This is a genomic window from Terricaulis silvestris (assembly GCF_009792355.1).
In the GTDB taxonomy this organism is placed as follows: domain Bacteria; phylum Pseudomonadota; class Alphaproteobacteria; order Caulobacterales; family Aquidulcibacteraceae; genus Vitreimonas; species Vitreimonas silvestris.
This window is the reverse complement of record NZ_CP047045.1, coordinates 3,215,618-3,229,586: the sequence shown is the minus strand read 5'-3', so window position 1 is coordinate 3,229,586 and position 13,969 is coordinate 3,215,618. Positions and strand designations below refer to the sequence as shown.

The 13,969-nt window shown below is 63.7% G+C and carries 15 protein-coding genes; 7 read left to right on the top strand and 8 right to left on the bottom strand.

What is annotated here, in order from left to right; all coding sequences use genetic code 11:
- The first annotated feature begins 120 nt into the window (after positions 1-120).
- On the top strand, positions 121-561 hold the full coding sequence (locus DSM104635_RS16575) for a bifunctional diaminohydroxyphosphoribosylaminopyrimidine deaminase/5-amino-6-(5-phosphoribosylamino)uracil reductase RibD (RefSeq protein WP_158767279.1): 441 nt from the start codon (positions 121-123) through the stop codon (positions 559-561).
- On the opposite strand, the gene DSM104635_RS16570 is transcribed toward DSM104635_RS16575, so the two are convergent.
- From DSM104635_RS16570 to DSM104635_RS16545, 6 genes are all read right to left on the bottom strand, one after another.
- Positions 558-1,091, bottom strand: coding sequence for a hypothetical protein (locus DSM104635_RS16570; RefSeq protein WP_158767278.1), 534 nt, complete (start codon positions 1,089-1,091; stop codon positions 558-560). The two genes, DSM104635_RS16575 and DSM104635_RS16570, sit on opposite strands and share 4 nt — an antisense overlap.
- A 60-nt stretch (positions 1,092-1,151) precedes the next feature.
- Complete coding sequence (locus tag DSM104635_RS16565; RefSeq protein ID WP_158767277.1) at positions 1,152-1,691, bottom strand: hypothetical protein; 540 nt, start codon at positions 1,689-1,691, stop codon at positions 1,152-1,154.
- A gap of 16 nt (positions 1,692-1,707) precedes the next feature.
- Complete coding sequence (locus DSM104635_RS16560) at positions 1,708-2,676, bottom strand: UDP-glucuronic acid decarboxylase family protein (protein ID WP_158767276.1); 969 nt, start codon at positions 2,674-2,676, stop codon at positions 1,708-1,710.
- A 907-nt stretch (positions 2,677-3,583) separates the two neighbouring features.
- Entirely contained in the window at positions 3,584-3,763 is a 180-nt protein-coding gene (locus DSM104635_RS16555) for a hypothetical protein (protein WP_158767275.1), read from the bottom strand.
- Positions 3,760-4,620: a 3-deoxy-8-phosphooctulonate synthase gene (kdsA, locus tag DSM104635_RS16550; protein WP_158767274.1), complete on the bottom strand. Its 861-nt coding sequence runs from the start codon at positions 4,618-4,620 to the stop codon at positions 3,760-3,762. The genes DSM104635_RS16555 and kdsA overlap by 4 nt, the downstream gene beginning before the upstream one ends.
- Before the next feature lie 146 nt (positions 4,621-4,766).
- The gene (locus DSM104635_RS16545) at positions 4,767-5,687 is read right to left on the bottom strand and encodes a LysR substrate-binding domain-containing protein (RefSeq protein ID WP_158767273.1); all 921 of its coding nucleotides are present in this window, start codon (positions 5,685-5,687) and stop codon (positions 4,767-4,769) included.
- A gap of 140 nt (positions 5,688-5,827) precedes the next feature.
- Between DSM104635_RS16545 and DSM104635_RS20060 the strand changes: the two genes are divergently transcribed.
- The 6 genes from DSM104635_RS20060 to DSM104635_RS16520 all read left to right on the top strand — a co-directional run bounded on the left by DSM104635_RS20060 (position 5,828) and on the right by DSM104635_RS16520 (position 10,942).
- The gene (locus DSM104635_RS20060) at positions 5,828-5,956 is read left to right on the top strand and encodes a hypothetical protein (protein ID WP_267129044.1); all 129 of its coding nucleotides are present in this window, start codon (positions 5,828-5,830) and stop codon (positions 5,954-5,956) included.
- Between the two features lie 132 nt (positions 5,957-6,088).
- The gene (locus tag DSM104635_RS16540; protein WP_158767272.1) at positions 6,089-7,348 is read left to right on the top strand and encodes a glycosyltransferase; all 1,260 of its coding nucleotides are present in this window, start codon (positions 6,089-6,091) and stop codon (positions 7,346-7,348) included.
- A gap of 512 nt (positions 7,349-7,860) precedes the next feature.
- Positions 7,861-8,841, top strand: a complete 981-nt coding sequence (locus DSM104635_RS16535) for a KpsF/GutQ family sugar-phosphate isomerase (RefSeq protein WP_158767271.1) — start codon at positions 7,861-7,863, stop codon at positions 8,839-8,841.
- Positions 8,842-8,858: 17 nt separating this feature from the next.
- Positions 8,859-9,266 (top strand): hypothetical protein, encoded by a 408-nt coding sequence (locus DSM104635_RS16530; RefSeq protein WP_158767270.1) that lies wholly within the window; start codon positions 8,859-8,861, stop codon positions 9,264-9,266.
- Between the two features lie 179 nt (positions 9,267-9,445).
- Complete coding sequence (locus DSM104635_RS16525) at positions 9,446-9,655, top strand: cold-shock protein (protein WP_158767269.1); 210 nt, start codon at positions 9,446-9,448, stop codon at positions 9,653-9,655.
- Positions 9,656-9,883: 228 nt separating this feature from the next.
- Positions 9,884-10,942 carry a glutathione S-transferase family protein gene (locus DSM104635_RS16520; protein ID WP_158767268.1) on the top strand — a complete coding sequence of 353 codons (1,059 nt, stop codon included), beginning with the start codon at positions 9,884-9,886 and terminating at the stop codon, positions 10,940-10,942.
- A 162-nt stretch (positions 10,943-11,104) separates the two neighbouring features.
- Here DSM104635_RS16520 and DSM104635_RS16515 read toward each other — a convergent pair whose 3' ends face one another.
- Positions 11,105-13,123, bottom strand: a complete 2,019-nt coding sequence (locus tag DSM104635_RS16515; RefSeq protein ID WP_158767267.1) for an adenylate/guanylate cyclase domain-containing protein — start codon at positions 13,121-13,123, stop codon at positions 11,105-11,107.
- 232 nt (positions 13,124-13,355) lie between these two features.
- Complete coding sequence (locus DSM104635_RS16510) at positions 13,356-13,838, bottom strand: Hsp20 family protein (protein ID WP_158767266.1); 483 nt, start codon at positions 13,836-13,838, stop codon at positions 13,356-13,358.
- Positions 13,839-13,969 lie beyond the last annotated feature (131 nt).

The following is a 13,969-nucleotide window of genomic DNA, read 5'->3' as shown; positions in this document are numbered from 1 at the left end:
GGAGAGGGTCGCCGCGAAGCGGCGGGGTGAGGGGCGTTCCGACATGCAGGCGCCGGATCAATTGAACGCCCCTCACCCCCTGACCCCCTCTCCGCAAGGGAGAGGGGGAATGTGCCTGCGATGACCGATGTCGATTTCATGCGGCGTGCATTATCGCTTGCGGCGCCAGGTGTGGGACAGACTGGCGATAATCCTTCCGTTGGCTGCGTGATCGTGGCGGGCGATGTTGTTATCGGCGAGGGTGCTACGGCCGCTGGAGGCCGGCCGCATGCGGAGGAGTTTGCGCTGGCGCAAGCGGGCGAGCGCGCTCGCGGCGGCGATGTTTACGTGACGCTGGAGCCGTGCGCGCGGCGGAGTACGGGCGGGATGTCGTGCGCGGATTTGCTGATTGGCGCGGGCGTTGCGCGCGTGGTGATCGCCACGGGCGATCCGCATCCGTTCGCGGCGGGCGTTGGCGTGGCGCGGCTACGAGCTGCTGGCATCGCAGTGACGAGCGGCGTGATGGATGCCGAAGCTCGCGCGCTCAACGCCGCGTTCTTTTCGCGCTGGGATCGCCCTTAAGGTTGCGCCTGGCTTGAGCGGATGCGGGCGAGTTCTTCTTCGATTTCCTCTTCGTCCTTCTTCTTGCGGCGGGCTTCGACCCAGAACCAGACCGGCGATAGGATCAAGCCGGCGATGCCAGCGGCGATGCCGAGCAACATGTTGGTGTGTTGATTGGCGATCTGCCGCGGCGCGTCGGCGGCGACGACCAGCGGCCCGTCGGTTTCCGAGGCAAGGTAGCGGATTTCGGCGGTGTCGAGCATGACATAATCGCCTTGGAAGATTTCGCTGGCGTAGTCTGAACTGATGTTCAGCGTCTCCGCGTGCTGTTGGCCGTTCGCATCGGGCCAAGCCAATTCAAGTTTGTATTCGTCGGCGCCGCGGCGGTGACGCTCTACCCTGCCGCCCGTAACAACGGCGGTGAACGGCGCGCCTTCGCGCATCACGTGGTCGATGCGTTGTTCGTTCTTATAACTGTAATACGCGAACGCGGGTCCCGCGAAGATCGCGATTACAAGCGCCCATTTGAGCTGCCATAGCCATTGTATCATGATTGTCTCCCCTGCGGCGACGCTAGCAAACACGACGCGCGCTGGGCAAGTGGCCGACGATCAGCGGATCGCCTTCGCTGGATCCTGCGATTTACGAGCGGCCATGATCATTGAGCCGAGCGCCAACAGAAGACCGACAAAGCCGCCGATGTAGGAATAGTTGTGCATCGTTCCCGCGCGCGCGAAGGCGACTGGGTCGCTGACGGGGCGACCCGCCATCCAAGTCGGCAAGTGATGCTCGTCGATCGACACGAACGCGAAAGCTAGCGCGGCTAGGCCAATCAGCAGAGCCGTCGAAACGACTAGAATGGCGGCCCGGATGTACTGACGGCAGAATTCGTCGTTCTCGCGGATGAAGAGCCCCGCGATGTAGAGGGGTAGCCCAATCAGCAGGCCCATCCACCAGGTGGCGTTCCATCCAACAATGCTTGCGCCGAGCCTGTTGTGCAGGGTGGGGTCAATCGCGAACTGCGTGAACTTGAAGTCGTGATAGTAGCTTGGCGCAACGGTGTACGAGATCTGATCGTGTATCGCCCCATATGCGCCCGCCACGATGCAGGCGAACACGAGCAAAATCGGAAGCAAGGCGAGGCGCGTCATGCCCGCAACTTTCGCCTCACCGCCCAACGATCAGCGGATCGCCTTCTTTCAGGAGGCCGTCGAAGTAAGCGATCGTCTTGGTGAGGCCGTCGCGGAGCGGGACTTTGGGTTGCCAGCCGAGCAGCTCTTTGGCCTTTTCGATATTGGGTTGGCGTTGTTTGGGATCGTCGCTCGGGAGTGGGCGATAGACGAGTTTTGATTTCGCGCCGGTGAGTTCGATTACGGTTTCCGCCAGCTGCACCATGGTGAATTCGACCGGATTGCCGAGATTGATCGGGCCGGGGAGGTCGCCGTCTTTGTCCATGAAGGCGATGAAGGCGTCGATTAGATCGTCGACGTAGCAGAAGCTGCGCGTTTGCAGGCCGTCGCCGTAGAGCGTGATGTCTTGGCCTTTCAGCGCTTGCACGATGAAGTTGGAGACGACGCGGCCGTCGTTCGGATGCATGCGGGGGCCGTAGGTGTTGAAGATGCGGGCGACGCGGATGTCGAGTTTGTGCTGGCGGTAGTAATCGAAGAACAGCGTCTCGGCGCAGCGTTTGCCTTCGTCGTAGCAGGAGCGAATGCCGATCGGATTGACGCGGCCCCAATATTCTTCGGGCTGCGGATGCACGTCGGGATCGCCGTACACCTCGGACGTTGACGCCTGGAAGATGCGCGCGCGCAGGCGCTTGGCAAGGCCGAGCATGTTGATGGCGCCGTGGACGCTCGTCTTCGTCGTTTGCACCGGGTCGTGCTGGTAGTGCACGGGGCTCGCCGGGCAGGCCAGATTGTAGATCTGGTCGACCTCGACATAGAGCGGGAAGGTCACGTCGTGGCGCAGGAACTCGAAGTTCGGTTTGCCGATCAGATGGGCGACGTTGCGCTTTCGGCCGGTGAACAGATTGTCGGCGGAGACGACGTCGTCGCCGCGCGCGACCAGGCGATCGCAAAGGTGAGAGCCGAGGAAGCCTGAGCCGCCAGTGACGAGGACGCGCCGTTCAAACATGGACGCGATGCTTAGTGGGGTTTCGCGATCAAATCACCCCTCTCCCTTGTGGGGAGGGGCGGGGGTGGGGGTGCGGGCGGTGTCGTGTCCGGACGGATCACCGCCGTTACCCCCATCCGCCCGCTTCGCGGGCGCCTTCCCCACAAGGGGGAAGGCTAGTTGCGTGAGTTGGCGCCGCACGCGCGTCTGCGCTGCGGAGAAAGGGCGGGAGAGCAGGGCGCGCTTTGGCGTGAGCTCAAAAGATTCAAGTGTGGGGTTTGCCGAGGCGCGCCCTGCGCGGTTTGTTTTGCAGCCGGCGGAAGTTTAAGGCGTTCGAGCCGTCTCGATGTTACCGCGCGTTTTCGGACAGATGGGTTTTCGTGAAGGTCACGAAACAAGGCTCGGCGCGGACCTTCTCCCGCTGCTGCTCTTCACAGACCGAGCACCCACGACGCTAGCAAACCGACAGACGTTTAGCGCCTGACTTCACGTTCCCGGCTGACGTGCGTGCGAAGACCAACTCTTCGCAACGGACCTCCGCTTACTTTCTTCACGGAGCAGCGACTTTCATCCTCACGGGCTTCCATCGCATCACGTTCAAACCGCTCTCCTGCGCTGTTCGGTGTTGGTCGACTTCAAACAACCTCCCTGCAGGAGAGAGTGCAGTATGAGGCGGTGTGAAGTCGGTCGGATTGATTTTGCGGCGTGCGTTGATGGCGTTGGGTTTTTAGGTCGCGGGGCGTGGATAGTCGCTTGGTCTATCCTCCTATTCACGAGTGGGCTGCGTGAAGGGCGGCAGCGGATTCGGGAGAAGATGCCTGGTCGCTTGCGAGGCGGAACGCCACATCTCGCGGCCCGACTCCGCTGCCTAAACGGAGGTGGGAAGGGCGCACCGCAAACAGCGTGACCGCTGTCACTTGCGCGTTGGCTAGCGCAGCTTGGCGATCGTTAGGCCATCGGCCTTGGCGCGGTCTTTCACGGATTCCTCGCTGCGCGTCAGCGCTTTGGCGATCGCTTTCAGCGACATGCCTTTGCCGGCGAACTGATGCAGCTTCTGGATCTCGTCTTGCCGCCAGGGCTGACGATGGCGCTCGAAGCGTTCGGTCATTCCGCGGCGACCGCGGTTTGCTTGGCGAGCTTATCAAAGGCGACGAGGTCGCGGACCAGGTCTTCGAGCTGATCGAACGGCACCATGTTGGGGCCGTCGCTTGGCGCGTTGTCTGGATCAGGGTGAGCTTCAAGGAAGACGGCTGCAACGCCAATCGCGACGGCAGCGCGGGCGAGGATCGGGACGAACTGGCGTTCGCCGCCCGACGTGTCGCCGCGGCCGCCGGGTTGTTGGACGCTGTGCGTGGCGTCGAACACGACGGGCGCGCCGAAGCTTTTCATGATCGGGATTGCGCGCATGTCGGAGACGAGCGTGTTGTAGCCGAACGAGGCGCCGCGTTCGCATGCCATCACGTTTGGATTTCCCGAACCGGTGATCTTGGCGATCACGTTCTTCATGTCCCACGGCGCCAGGAACTGACCTTTCTTGACGTTGATCGGCTTGCCGGTTTCGGCGGCGGCGATCAGCAGATCGGTCTGGCGGCAGAGGAAGGCCGGAATTTGCAGGACGTCGACGACTTCAGCGACTTCGGCGCACTGCTCGGGCAGATGCACGTCGGTGATCACAGGCACGCCGATCTTCTTGCGGATCTCTTCGAAGATGGGCGCTGCGGTTTCAAAGCCCGCGCCGCGCTTGGTGGAGAGGCTGGAGCGGTTGGCTTTGTCGAAGCTGGTTTTGTAGATGAAGCCGGCGCCGGCGCGCTTGAACACGTCGCGCAGGAATTCCGCCGTTTCGAGCGCGTGGGCGCGGCTCTCGAGTTGGCAGGGGCCGCAGATGAAGGTCAGCGGCAGATTGTTGCCGATCTCGAGCGGCGTCGATTCAACGCGCGGAATGCGGATGACGGAGGCGGGGTTCATGGAAATCCTTTGCGAGGCTCAGACATAGGCCGGACGCGGTTTCGGCTCAACCACGCGCCGTGCAGGGGAGCCTCTCCTTTCAGTAGCCTTCTTGGCGCTGCGACGAAAATTGGACCGCTCTATCTCGCGATTGACGCTGCCGATCGTCAGCTCATCCGCGCGCCGATTGGGCAGGGTGGCTCTTCCAGCGCGGCTTGGGCTTCGAGCCATTCGCGGAAGCGGGTGGCTTCGGGGTTGGCGCTGCGGCCGGTGGGCCATACCAGCCAGTAGGCGAAGTCGTCCTGGATGGTGAGGTCGAATGGCGTGACGAGGCGGCCGGAGCGGAGTTCGTCGACCGCGAGCCATTGGCGGCCGAGGGCGACGCCTTGGCCGTCGAGCGCGGAGCGGAGCAACAGCGGTGCGTCGTCGAACTTGGGACCGGTGCTGGGCTCGGGCCAATCGAGGCCAACGGCGCGGAACCACTGCGCCCACGGCGTGAACGGATTGCGCAGTAGCGTGGCGCGCGCGAGGTCGGCGGGTTCGCGCAAATTCAAGCGATCGCGATATTCCGGCGTGCAGACGGGCGTGAGCGCTTCGTCGAACAGCTTGATCGCGTTCAGGCCGGACCAACCGCCGGCGCCAAGGCGGACGCCGAGATCGATGCCTTCCTTCTTGTAGTCGCTCAGCTTCTCGGAGACGCGGAGATCGATATCGATGTCGGGATTGGCGGCGCGGTATTGGCCGAGGCGGGTGAAGAGCCAGGTCGATGCGAGGCTCGGCACCGATGTCATGACGATGTGGCGGTTGGCCTTGGCGGAGGGGCGCGGTGAGCGCGGGGCGAAGGCTTGCTCGAGCAGCGAGAGGCCTTGGCGCACTTGCACCTCCAAGAGCTGGCCGTCGGCGGTGAGCACCATGGTGTTGGCGACGCGGCGGAAGAGGGTGACGCCGAGGCGCTCCTCCAACTCGCGGATGCGGTGGCTGACTGCGCCGTGGGTCAGGCCAAGCTCTTCGGCGGCCTTGGAATAGGACTTCAGACGGCCCGCCGCCTCGAAGGCGCGGAGCGTTTGTAGGGACGGCAAATAGCTCATGGCGGACCCTCGCGGCTTGTGAATTCCGCTCACATCCAGGTCGTCCAAGTGTGGTTCGTATTCAAGGGGCAGAGCGATCAAATTCACCCTGTAGCCGGCGCGCCAATCCCTCCCCAGCCGGCAAATTCAGGAGTTGAGCCATGTATCTGCATTTCCTCGAAGAAGGCTCCAAAGCCTCGATCAAAGCGGCCTCGGTTGCGGTAGCCGCGGTGCTTTTCCTCATCATCGCCCTGCCCATTCTGGCCCTCGGCGCTGCTGTGGTGGCGTGAGCTTAGCTCCCTCCCGCCTCACCATAGCTCGCCTAAACGGGGCCGCGTTCGCCCATAACGCGGTCCCGTTTCTTGTTCACGGGAGTTTTCGCCTGACAGGCGCCCCAGCCCCGTGCGAATTGCTTTCTCGTCATGGCGACAGCGGCGCCCATCTCGTTTTTGGTCTCACGGTTTCCCAATCCGTCTGAGACCTTCATCCAGGCACAGGCCGAGGGTCTGCTGGAGCGCGGCGCTTCGGTTGAGATCACGGCGTTCGCTGCGGGCGATCCCGAACGGCTCGGCGCGCTTCGCTTGAAATGGGAAAACAGATTCAACGTTCACTATGTGCCGTTGCCCAAGACCTTGGGCGCGCGGCTAGTGGCTGCGCCGCAAGCGTTCATGGACAAGCGCGCATTTCCCGCCGTCTTCGATGGCGGGCGCTTTGGCGATGACGCGTCTTCGCTGCGGCTGCTGATCGCGGCGTCGCGCTGGCCGAAGGAGCCGCCGAAGCCGCGCGTGTGGCTGGCGCATTATGGTCGCTGGGGGCGGTTCGCTTGCGCGCTGCGAGATCTGGGGCTGATCCGTGGGCCGATCGCGACGGTGTTTCATGGCCGGGATATGTCTTCGTATCTGAAGAAGAATCCGGACGCGTATGCGTCGCTGTTTCAGCGCGGCGATTTGTTTTTGCCGATCAGTGAGCTGTGGCGTGAGAAGCTATTGAAGCTGGGCGCGCCGGCGGATCGAACTTTGGTGCACAGGATGGGCGTGGATACGTCGCGCTTTAAGCTGGCGCCGCGCGTGTTGCGCGAGGGCGAGCCGGTGAAGTTCATCGGCGTTGGCCGCATGGTGGAGAAGAAAGGCTTTGACGATGCGGTGCGCGCGTTTGCGTCGCTGCGGCGCGAGCATGGCTTCGAGAATGCGACGCTGACGTTGATCGGCGATGGCGAGATGCGGGATTACTTGGAGAACTTTGCAACCAGCTTGAACCTCGGCGGGTTGGTGCGGTTCGCGGGGCTGTTGCCGCATGCGGAGGTGCGGCGCGAGCTTTCGGAGGCGCACATGTTCGTGCTGCCGAGCAAGACGGCGGCGAATGGCGACATGGAAGGCATTCCGGTCGCGCTGATGGAAGCGATGGCGCAGGGCATGCCGGTGTTGGCGACGCGCCATAGCGGCACGCCGGAGCTGGTGGAGCACGATGTTTCGGGCTTGCTCTGCAAGGAAGGCGATTGGCGCACGCTCTCGGCCAACATGGCGGTGCTCGCGCGCGCGCCGGAGCGTTGGGCGGCGATGGGCGAAGCAGGCTCAGCACGGGTGCGCGCGGAGTTTGATCTCAAAGTGTGGAACGACCGGCTGTTGCAGCGGCTGAATTTGTTGGGCGCTGGCAAGAGGGCACTGGAGCCGGTGGAAACTTGAAGCGTTCGGTGGTGCTCCAAATAACGTCATTGATGTTGGCGCTATCTTGCGCGGCATGCGGCGATTTCATCTCTAAAGAAACGCATTTAGCGCGCGTCGAGTCGGTCCCACGGGGAGGGTGGAATGAAATTCTTCGCGGCCGAAGCATCCACGTAACCGCTGGCCCCGTGCATCCGGAATTTCCTTCAACTGAAATGTTCATGTGTGACGGAAGGTGGTTCACGACCGGCGCTGGCCACTCCGATAGGTCTGGAACCTACGCTTTCAACGGCGACTTGCTCTGCGTTGCGCCTGCTTCGGGTGGGTCGTTCTGCCGTCGCGTCGAGCGCATGTTTGATAACGCAATTCGTCTTCACGCAGAACCGCAATCACCGGCGCTCCCCTTTGACTACGTAATCACCGATGAGCCTGGTGAAGAGTGCAAAGGACGATAGCGGCTGTCCCAGGTAAGCGAAGGGCGCCCAGCGATTTGCCCCCATGACAACGGCCCCGCCCCATGCGAACACGCCGCCATGAGCGACAGGATTGATCCCGACGCGGCGGTGGCTGCGGGGCAGGAAACTATTCGGGCCGAGGCGAAGGCGCTGGAGACGCTGGCGGTTGCGTTGGCGGGCGAGCTGAAAGAGCCGTTCGTGGAAGCGGCGCGGCTGCTGATCGGCGCGGAGGGGCGCGTCATCGTCTCGGGCATGGGCAAGTCCGGGCACATCGCGCGCAAGATCGCGGCGACGTTGGCGTCGACCGGCACGCCCGCGCAGTTCGTGCATCCAGCGGAAGCCAGCCACGGCGATCTCGGCATGATCCTGGAGGACGATTGCGTGCTGGCGATCTCGCGCTCGGGCGAGACGGCTGAGCTTTCGGATTTGCTGTATCACTGCCGGAGGATGTCGATCCCGGTGATCGGGATGACGTTCAAGCCGGGCTCGTCGCTGGCGAAGGCGTCGACCGCGGCGTTGGTGTTGCCGGAGTGCGGCGAAGCCAGCGAGGATGCGCCGGCGCCGACGACGTCGACGACGATGTGCTTGGCGTTGGGTGACGCGCTGGCGGTGGCGCTGATCAAGGCGCGTGGCTTCAGCAAGGACGATTTCGGCGCCATCCATCCGGGCGGCAAACTAGGTGCGGCGCTGAAACGCGTGCGCGACATCATGCGCGTCGGCGGCGAGGATCCGCTGGTATCGCCGGACATCTCCGTGCCGGATGCGATGAAGGCGATGAGCGTTGGCGGCATTGGCGCCGCCGGCGTGGTCGAGAACGGCAAGCTGATCGGGATTATCACGGACGGCGATCTGCGCCGGAAGCTGACGCCGGAAATGTTCGCGAAGACCGCGAAGGACATCATGACAGCCGCGCCGAAAACCATCGCGCCGGATGCGCCGATTGCGGATGCGATTGCTATCATGAACGCGAAGCGGATCACGCTGCTGTTCGCGGTTGAGGACGGGCGGCCGGTGGGCGTGGTGCACATGCACGATCTGTTGGCGGCTGGGGTGCGGTGACGGAAAACGCGCCTACGATGGATCGCCTGATCCTTGGAGTCGTGGCGGGCGCAGTGGTTGGCGGTTTGGCGCTGCCATTGGCGTTCCACCTGTTCGGCGAGATGAGCCTTGGCAATATCGCGATCCTCGGTCTCTTTTGGTTCGCGACTACGCTGACATTGCTGATCTTGATCCCGGTGTTTCACATGCCCGCGTGGTGGGTGATGGAAAGGGTCGGACTGCGTGGTCCGCTCGGCGCCGTCCTCGCTGGCGCGATCAGCATGATTGCAATGCCCCTCGCAATTGGCTTGCTCATCTTCGGCGCGTCGCCGGGAGGCGCCGGCCAGGACGAAACGCTTCGGATGACGTCAATCTTTGCCGGCGTGGGCGCGTTGGTGGGCCTTGTGATTTGGCGCGTCGCCAAGTGGGAAGCTGTGGCGTATTAGCTTCCGGAAATAGTCTCGCGTCGCCGCTTTTTCTTGACTTGGGGGTGCCTCTGCCGCCCTATGCGGCCCGGACTAACGGTCGAGCCATCCCCGCCTCATTGCGCCGGCTTTCGTTCTACCAAGCAGGTCCAGCCGAGTGTCGCTCGTGACCCCGGTGCGTTTTCGAGGAGTGCTACCCAATGGCTACGGGTGTGGTGAAGTGGTTCAACATGGCGAAGGGCTTCGGCTTTATCGCGCCGGATGAAGGCGGCCAGGACGTGTTCGTACACGTGAGTGCTGTCGAACGTTCGGGCCTGACTGGCCTTCGTGAAGGCCAAGCGGTGAGCTTCGACGTGGAGAACGATCCGCGTAAGAACAAGCCGTCCGCGGTGAACATCAAGCCGGTCTAACGGCGTTGGTGACTGAACTTAGGGGATCGCCGTGCGTAGTAACGCGGCGATCTTTTGCTTTAAGGGCGACACCACTCTCTCGTCATTCCGGGGCTCGCGGCACGCGAGAGCCCGGAACCCAGGGGGTGACAGAGTGCTGAGCTTGCGGCCCCTGGGTTCCGGGCTCAATGCTGCGCATTGCCCCGGAATGACGACGATCGAAACACGTTAAGAGAGTTGAGAAGCACAATGACCGCACCGTTCCGTCTCTATGGCGCTGAGCTTTCGCCGTACTCGGTGAAGGTGCGCTCGTACCTCCGCTACAAGGGCGTGCCGTTCGAGTGGCTGCAGCGCACCGCCGCGAAGCAGGAAGAGTTTCAGAAATACGCCAAGCTGCCGCTGGTGCCGGTGCTGGTCGATGCCGACGACGACGCGATGCAGGATTCCACGCCGATGATCGAGGCGCTGGAAGGCCAGTTTGATGCGCCGTCGATCACGCCGGATGAGCCGGCGTTGGCGTATGTTGCGGCGCTGTTGGAGGACTATGCGGACGAATGGCTCAACAAGGCGATGTTCCATTATCGCTGGAGCTATCCGGACGATCAGGACAGTGCCGCGAAGCGGATCGTGGCGATGATCTTCGAAGGCGCCGAGGCGCCGGAGGGCATCGAGGAAAGCGTGCGCACGCGCATGATCGGGCGGCTGCATCATGTCGGCTCGTCACCGGAAGCGGCGCCGATCATCGAAGGCTCGTTCACGCGCGTGATCGGGCTGTTGGATGCGCTGCTGGGCGGCAAGGATTATCTGTTCGGCGGCAAGCCGACGTTGGCGGATTTCGGTTTGGCCGGCCAGCTGGCGCAACTGCTGTCGGACCCGACGCCGGGCGCGATGATCCGCGCGCAAGCGCCGAATTTGGTGCGCTGGATCGAGCGCATGGACAATCCGAAAGCGGGCGGCGGTTTCGTGTCGCTGGATAGCGTGCGCGATGCGGTTGCGGCGTTGCTGCGCGAGGAGATCGCGGGCGCTTATCTGCAATGGATGGCGGCGAATGCGAACGCGGTGGCGAACGATGCGTCGGGCGTGAGTGTTGAGGCTGCCGGGCATACCTTTACGCAGAAGCCGCAGCGTTATGCGGCGAAGGCGTTCGCGGAGCTGAAGCGCAAGCGTGGCGCAGTGAATGACGCGGCGCTGACGGCGCTGCTGGGTGAAACTGGGTGCGATGCGTTCTTGCTGGGCGTGACGGATGATGCAGCGCTCGAAGAGCCGGAAGGCGACGACGGCGATGATGGTGAAGATTCAGAGGATTGAACTCACACCCATTCCCGGAGCGCGGCGCAGCCGCGAGTCCGGGACCCATAAACACGGATGTTGGTTTGAAGAGCGCTCCACTGGGGCGCTCTTTTCCTTTTGCAGTTGTGGTTATGGGCCCCGGACTTGTCGCTTCGCGCCAATCCGGGGATGGGTGGGTGACTAGCCCGAACACGCCGCTTTGAAATCGTAGGGCAGTTCGCTCGCGCAATCGGGCCACTGATCCGTCTCGCGCCAGTAGCGCGCTAGTCCCAAACGCACGCACAGCGCGGCGAAGTCTGGGTTCATGCGGAGCTGAATGGTTTCGCCAATGAACAGCAGCGCGGTTTCGTAGCCGATGTGCGGGCGCGCGGTTTCGAGTGCGCCGGCGCGCCAGGCGTCGACATTGTCGAGCGCGTCACCGAAGAGTTGCAGCGCGGGGCCGGTGAAGCCGAGCACGGAGAGTGCAACGCCAAGATCAAGGGCTGCGGCGGGTTCGGCTTCAGCCATGGCGGCAAAATCGACGCCGAGCTGCATGAAGGCGTCAGGCGAGGGCGCCATCATCAGCTGCTGCATGCGCTCGCCGGCTTTGTAGGCGGCGGAATCTTTCAGACCGGGCACGAGCCGCGCGCCTTCGGGCCGGAGTGTTTCAGCGGTGGCGAAATCGCCGTCGAGGGCCGCGGTGTTCAGCCGCATGAACCACACGAAGGGCGAGTCCGGGTAACGCTGCGCGGCTTCGTCGAGGATGCGGCGGCCTTCGGCTTTGTCTCGTCTGGACCAGACATTGTAACCGTGAAACGCCCCGAACATCGGATCGAGCGGATCGAGTTCGAACGCGGCGGCTTGCTGGGCGTAGCCCGCGCCGACGCGGCCGGTGGAGACCAGGAATTGACCGTGGCGGAAGAGCAGCAGCGGATTGTTGGGATCGACCGCGAGCGCTTTTTCAATCAGCGCTTCGCGTTCGCGCCAGCGGCCGAAGAACTCGCCTTCGAGTGCCGCGAGCACGGCGTAGGCTTCGCCGATGCTGGGATCGGCGCCGAGGGCGCGCTCGGCCGCTTCGCGTGCGTCTTCGACCAGACGCGCGCGGTCGGCGCGGGAGAGGCGCAGGATTTCGAGCTTGGCGGTGGCGAGGCCAGCCCAGGCGCGGGCGAAGTCAGGCGCTTCGCGGACGATGCGTTCTAGCGCGGTAGCGGCGGACTGCATCTGTGCGACTGCGCCGGTGCGCATTTTTTCGCGAGCTTCGAAGTAGGCGTCGGAGAGCGCCGCAGTAAGCTTGGGCGCGCGCGCGCGGCGGGCTTCGCCGAGGGCGACAGTGAGCGCTTTGGCGACTTCAGTCGCGATGTCCTCTTGCAGCTGGAACGCGTCGTCGAGCGGGCGGTCGTAACGGTCAGACCAGAGCACGATGCCGGTTTCGGCTTCGGCGAGGTGCGCGGAGACGCGGACGCGATCTTCGGTGCGTCGCACGGAGCCGTCGAGCACGTGGGTGGCGTTCAGGGCTTTGGCCGCTTTGGTTTTGTCGCGGCCACGGAAGGCGAAACTCGATGTGGCGCCGAGCACGCGGAGACCTTGCAGGCGCGAGACGGCGTAGAGGATTTCCTCGGAGAGGCCATCGGAGAAGGCGCGGGTGGAATGTTCGCGCGATGGCGTGTCGAAGGCGAGCACGGCGATGACGGGTGTCGCGGAAACCGGCGCGCGCGTGGCGCCGGTGGGGTCGAAGCCGTAGACGCGCATGGTCTCGCGCATCTTGAGCAGACGCACGCGGCCGCGCGCGGTGAGCTTGGAGGCGAGTTCAGGCGCTACACTTTCGTAGACGATCTGCGAAACGATAACGCCGCCAGCGATCGCCTCGGCTTGCAACCGCGCGGCGACGTTGACGCCGTGTCCGAGTAGATCGTTGTTCTCCGCCGGCGTCACTTCGCCCAAGTGCACGCCGATGCGGAGCTTGGCGTCTTGGCTGGCGTCGCAAAGCTGGAAGGCGGCGCCGAGTGCATCGGTGGCGCTTGCGAATTCGAGCATCACGCCGTCGCCGGCGGTGTTGAAGATGCGGCCGCCGTGCCGCTCGCACGCGGCGCGTGCGCGTTCGCGCAAGCGCGCGACATGCGCAATGGCTAGCGCCGCGTCCCGCTCCGAGAGGGCCGAGTATCCGGCGATGTCGGCGGAGAGGATCGCGGCGAGCCTGCGGGTTTGGGGGGCGTCAGGCATCGCGGTGGGGAGGTCTAGCATGGACGCCGATGAAGCGCATCGGCCTGCAGCAAACGCCACTCAAACGCGCGTGAATGAAAAGGAATTATCGCCAGCTAGCGCAGACAAAAACGACGCGCAAAGAAAAACGGCGCGCCCTGGGGAGGAAGAGCACGCCGTAGGCTTGAGGGATTGAGGGGCCCGCCGCGCGGCATGGGGGGAGGGGAGAGCCGCGCGGCAGGCGAAGCGGGGATTAAGCCGCTTCTGTCTCGTCGTTGGCCGCGTCCACCACTTTCGGTTGGGACTTGGCCTTGGTTACGTTGCCGATCGCGATCTTCCGCGGCTTCATGATCTCAGGCAGCTCGCGCACGAGCTCGATGGTCAGAAGCCCGTTCTCCAGCTTGGCGCCGGCGACGCGGACGTGATCAGCCAGACCAAAGCGGCGTTCGAAACTGCGTTCGGCGATGCCGCGATGGAGATAGCTGCGCTGCGCTTCAGCGGCTTTGCGTGTGCCGGTGACGAGCAGCGAATTTTGTTTGAACTCGATATTGAGATCGTCTTCTCCGAAGCCGGCGACGGCGAGTTCAATGCGAAAAGAGTCTTCGTCAACTTGTTCGACGTTGAAGGGCGGATAGCCCGGCGCAGCGTCCAAACGCGCGGCCGTGTCCATCAGCGACGCAATACGGTCGAAACCGACGAGGGTGCGATAGAGCGGATTGAGTTCGTTAGAAGCCATGTGTTTGTCCTTTCAAAGCGACAACAGGCGCTCCCGAGAGGGAGCCGGATATGCGCTGGGTTTGTCCCCGAAGGCGACTGACCGTCCCGCCACGCGGCCTCGAAGAAGAGCGCCGCGTGCAAACTACGTGG

What these genes read in the sequence shown, in the direction of transcription:
- DSM104635_RS16540 (WP_158767272.1), top strand. Translation starts at nt 6,089, where the DNA reads ATGGCGACAGCGGCGCCCATCTCGTTTTTGGTCTCACGGTTTCCCAAT.
- DSM104635_RS16545 (WP_158767273.1), bottom strand. Translation starts at nt 5,687, where the DNA reads ATGAGCTATTTGCCGTCCCTACAAACGCTCCGCGCCTTCGAGGCGGCG.
- DSM104635_RS16560 (WP_158767276.1), bottom strand. Translation starts at nt 2,676, where the DNA reads ATGTTTGAACGGCGCGTCCTCGTCACTGGCGGCTCAGGCTTCCTCGGC.
- DSM104635_RS16510 (WP_158767266.1), bottom strand. Translation starts at nt 13,838, where the DNA reads ATGGCTTCTAACGAACTCAATCCGCTCTATCGCACCCTCGTCGGTTTC.
- DSM104635_RS16565 (WP_158767277.1), bottom strand. Translation starts at nt 1,691, where the DNA reads ATGACGCGCCTCGCCTTGCTTCCGATTTTGCTCGTGTTCGCCTGCATC.
- DSM104635_RS16515 (WP_158767267.1), bottom strand. Translation starts at nt 13,123, where the DNA reads ATGCCTGACGCCCCCCAAACCCGCAGGCTCGCCGCGATCCTCTCCGCC.
- DSM104635_RS16575 (WP_158767279.1), top strand. Translation starts at nt 121, where the DNA reads ATGACCGATGTCGATTTCATGCGGCGTGCATTATCGCTTGCGGCGCCA.
- DSM104635_RS16525 (WP_158767269.1), top strand. Translation starts at nt 9,446, where the DNA reads ATGGCTACGGGTGTGGTGAAGTGGTTCAACATGGCGAAGGGCTTCGGC.
- DSM104635_RS16520 (WP_158767268.1), top strand. Translation starts at nt 9,884, where the DNA reads ATGACCGCACCGTTCCGTCTCTATGGCGCTGAGCTTTCGCCGTACTCG.
- DSM104635_RS20060 (WP_267129044.1), top strand. Translation starts at nt 5,828, where the DNA reads ATGTATCTGCATTTCCTCGAAGAAGGCTCCAAAGCCTCGATCAAAGCG.
- DSM104635_RS16535 (WP_158767271.1), top strand. Translation starts at nt 7,861, where the DNA reads ATGAGCGACAGGATTGATCCCGACGCGGCGGTGGCTGCGGGGCAGGAA.
- DSM104635_RS16570 (WP_158767278.1), bottom strand. Translation starts at nt 1,091, where the DNA reads ATGATACAATGGCTATGGCAGCTCAAATGGGCGCTTGTAATCGCGATC.
- DSM104635_RS16555 (WP_158767275.1), bottom strand. Translation starts at nt 3,763, where the DNA reads ATGACCGAACGCTTCGAGCGCCATCGTCAGCCCTGGCGGCAAGACGAG.
- kdsA (WP_158767274.1), bottom strand. Translation starts at nt 4,620, where the DNA reads ATGAACCCCGCCTCCGTCATCCGCATTCCGCGCGTTGAATCGACGCCG.
- DSM104635_RS16530 (WP_158767270.1), top strand. Translation starts at nt 8,859, where the DNA reads ATGGATCGCCTGATCCTTGGAGTCGTGGCGGGCGCAGTGGTTGGCGGT.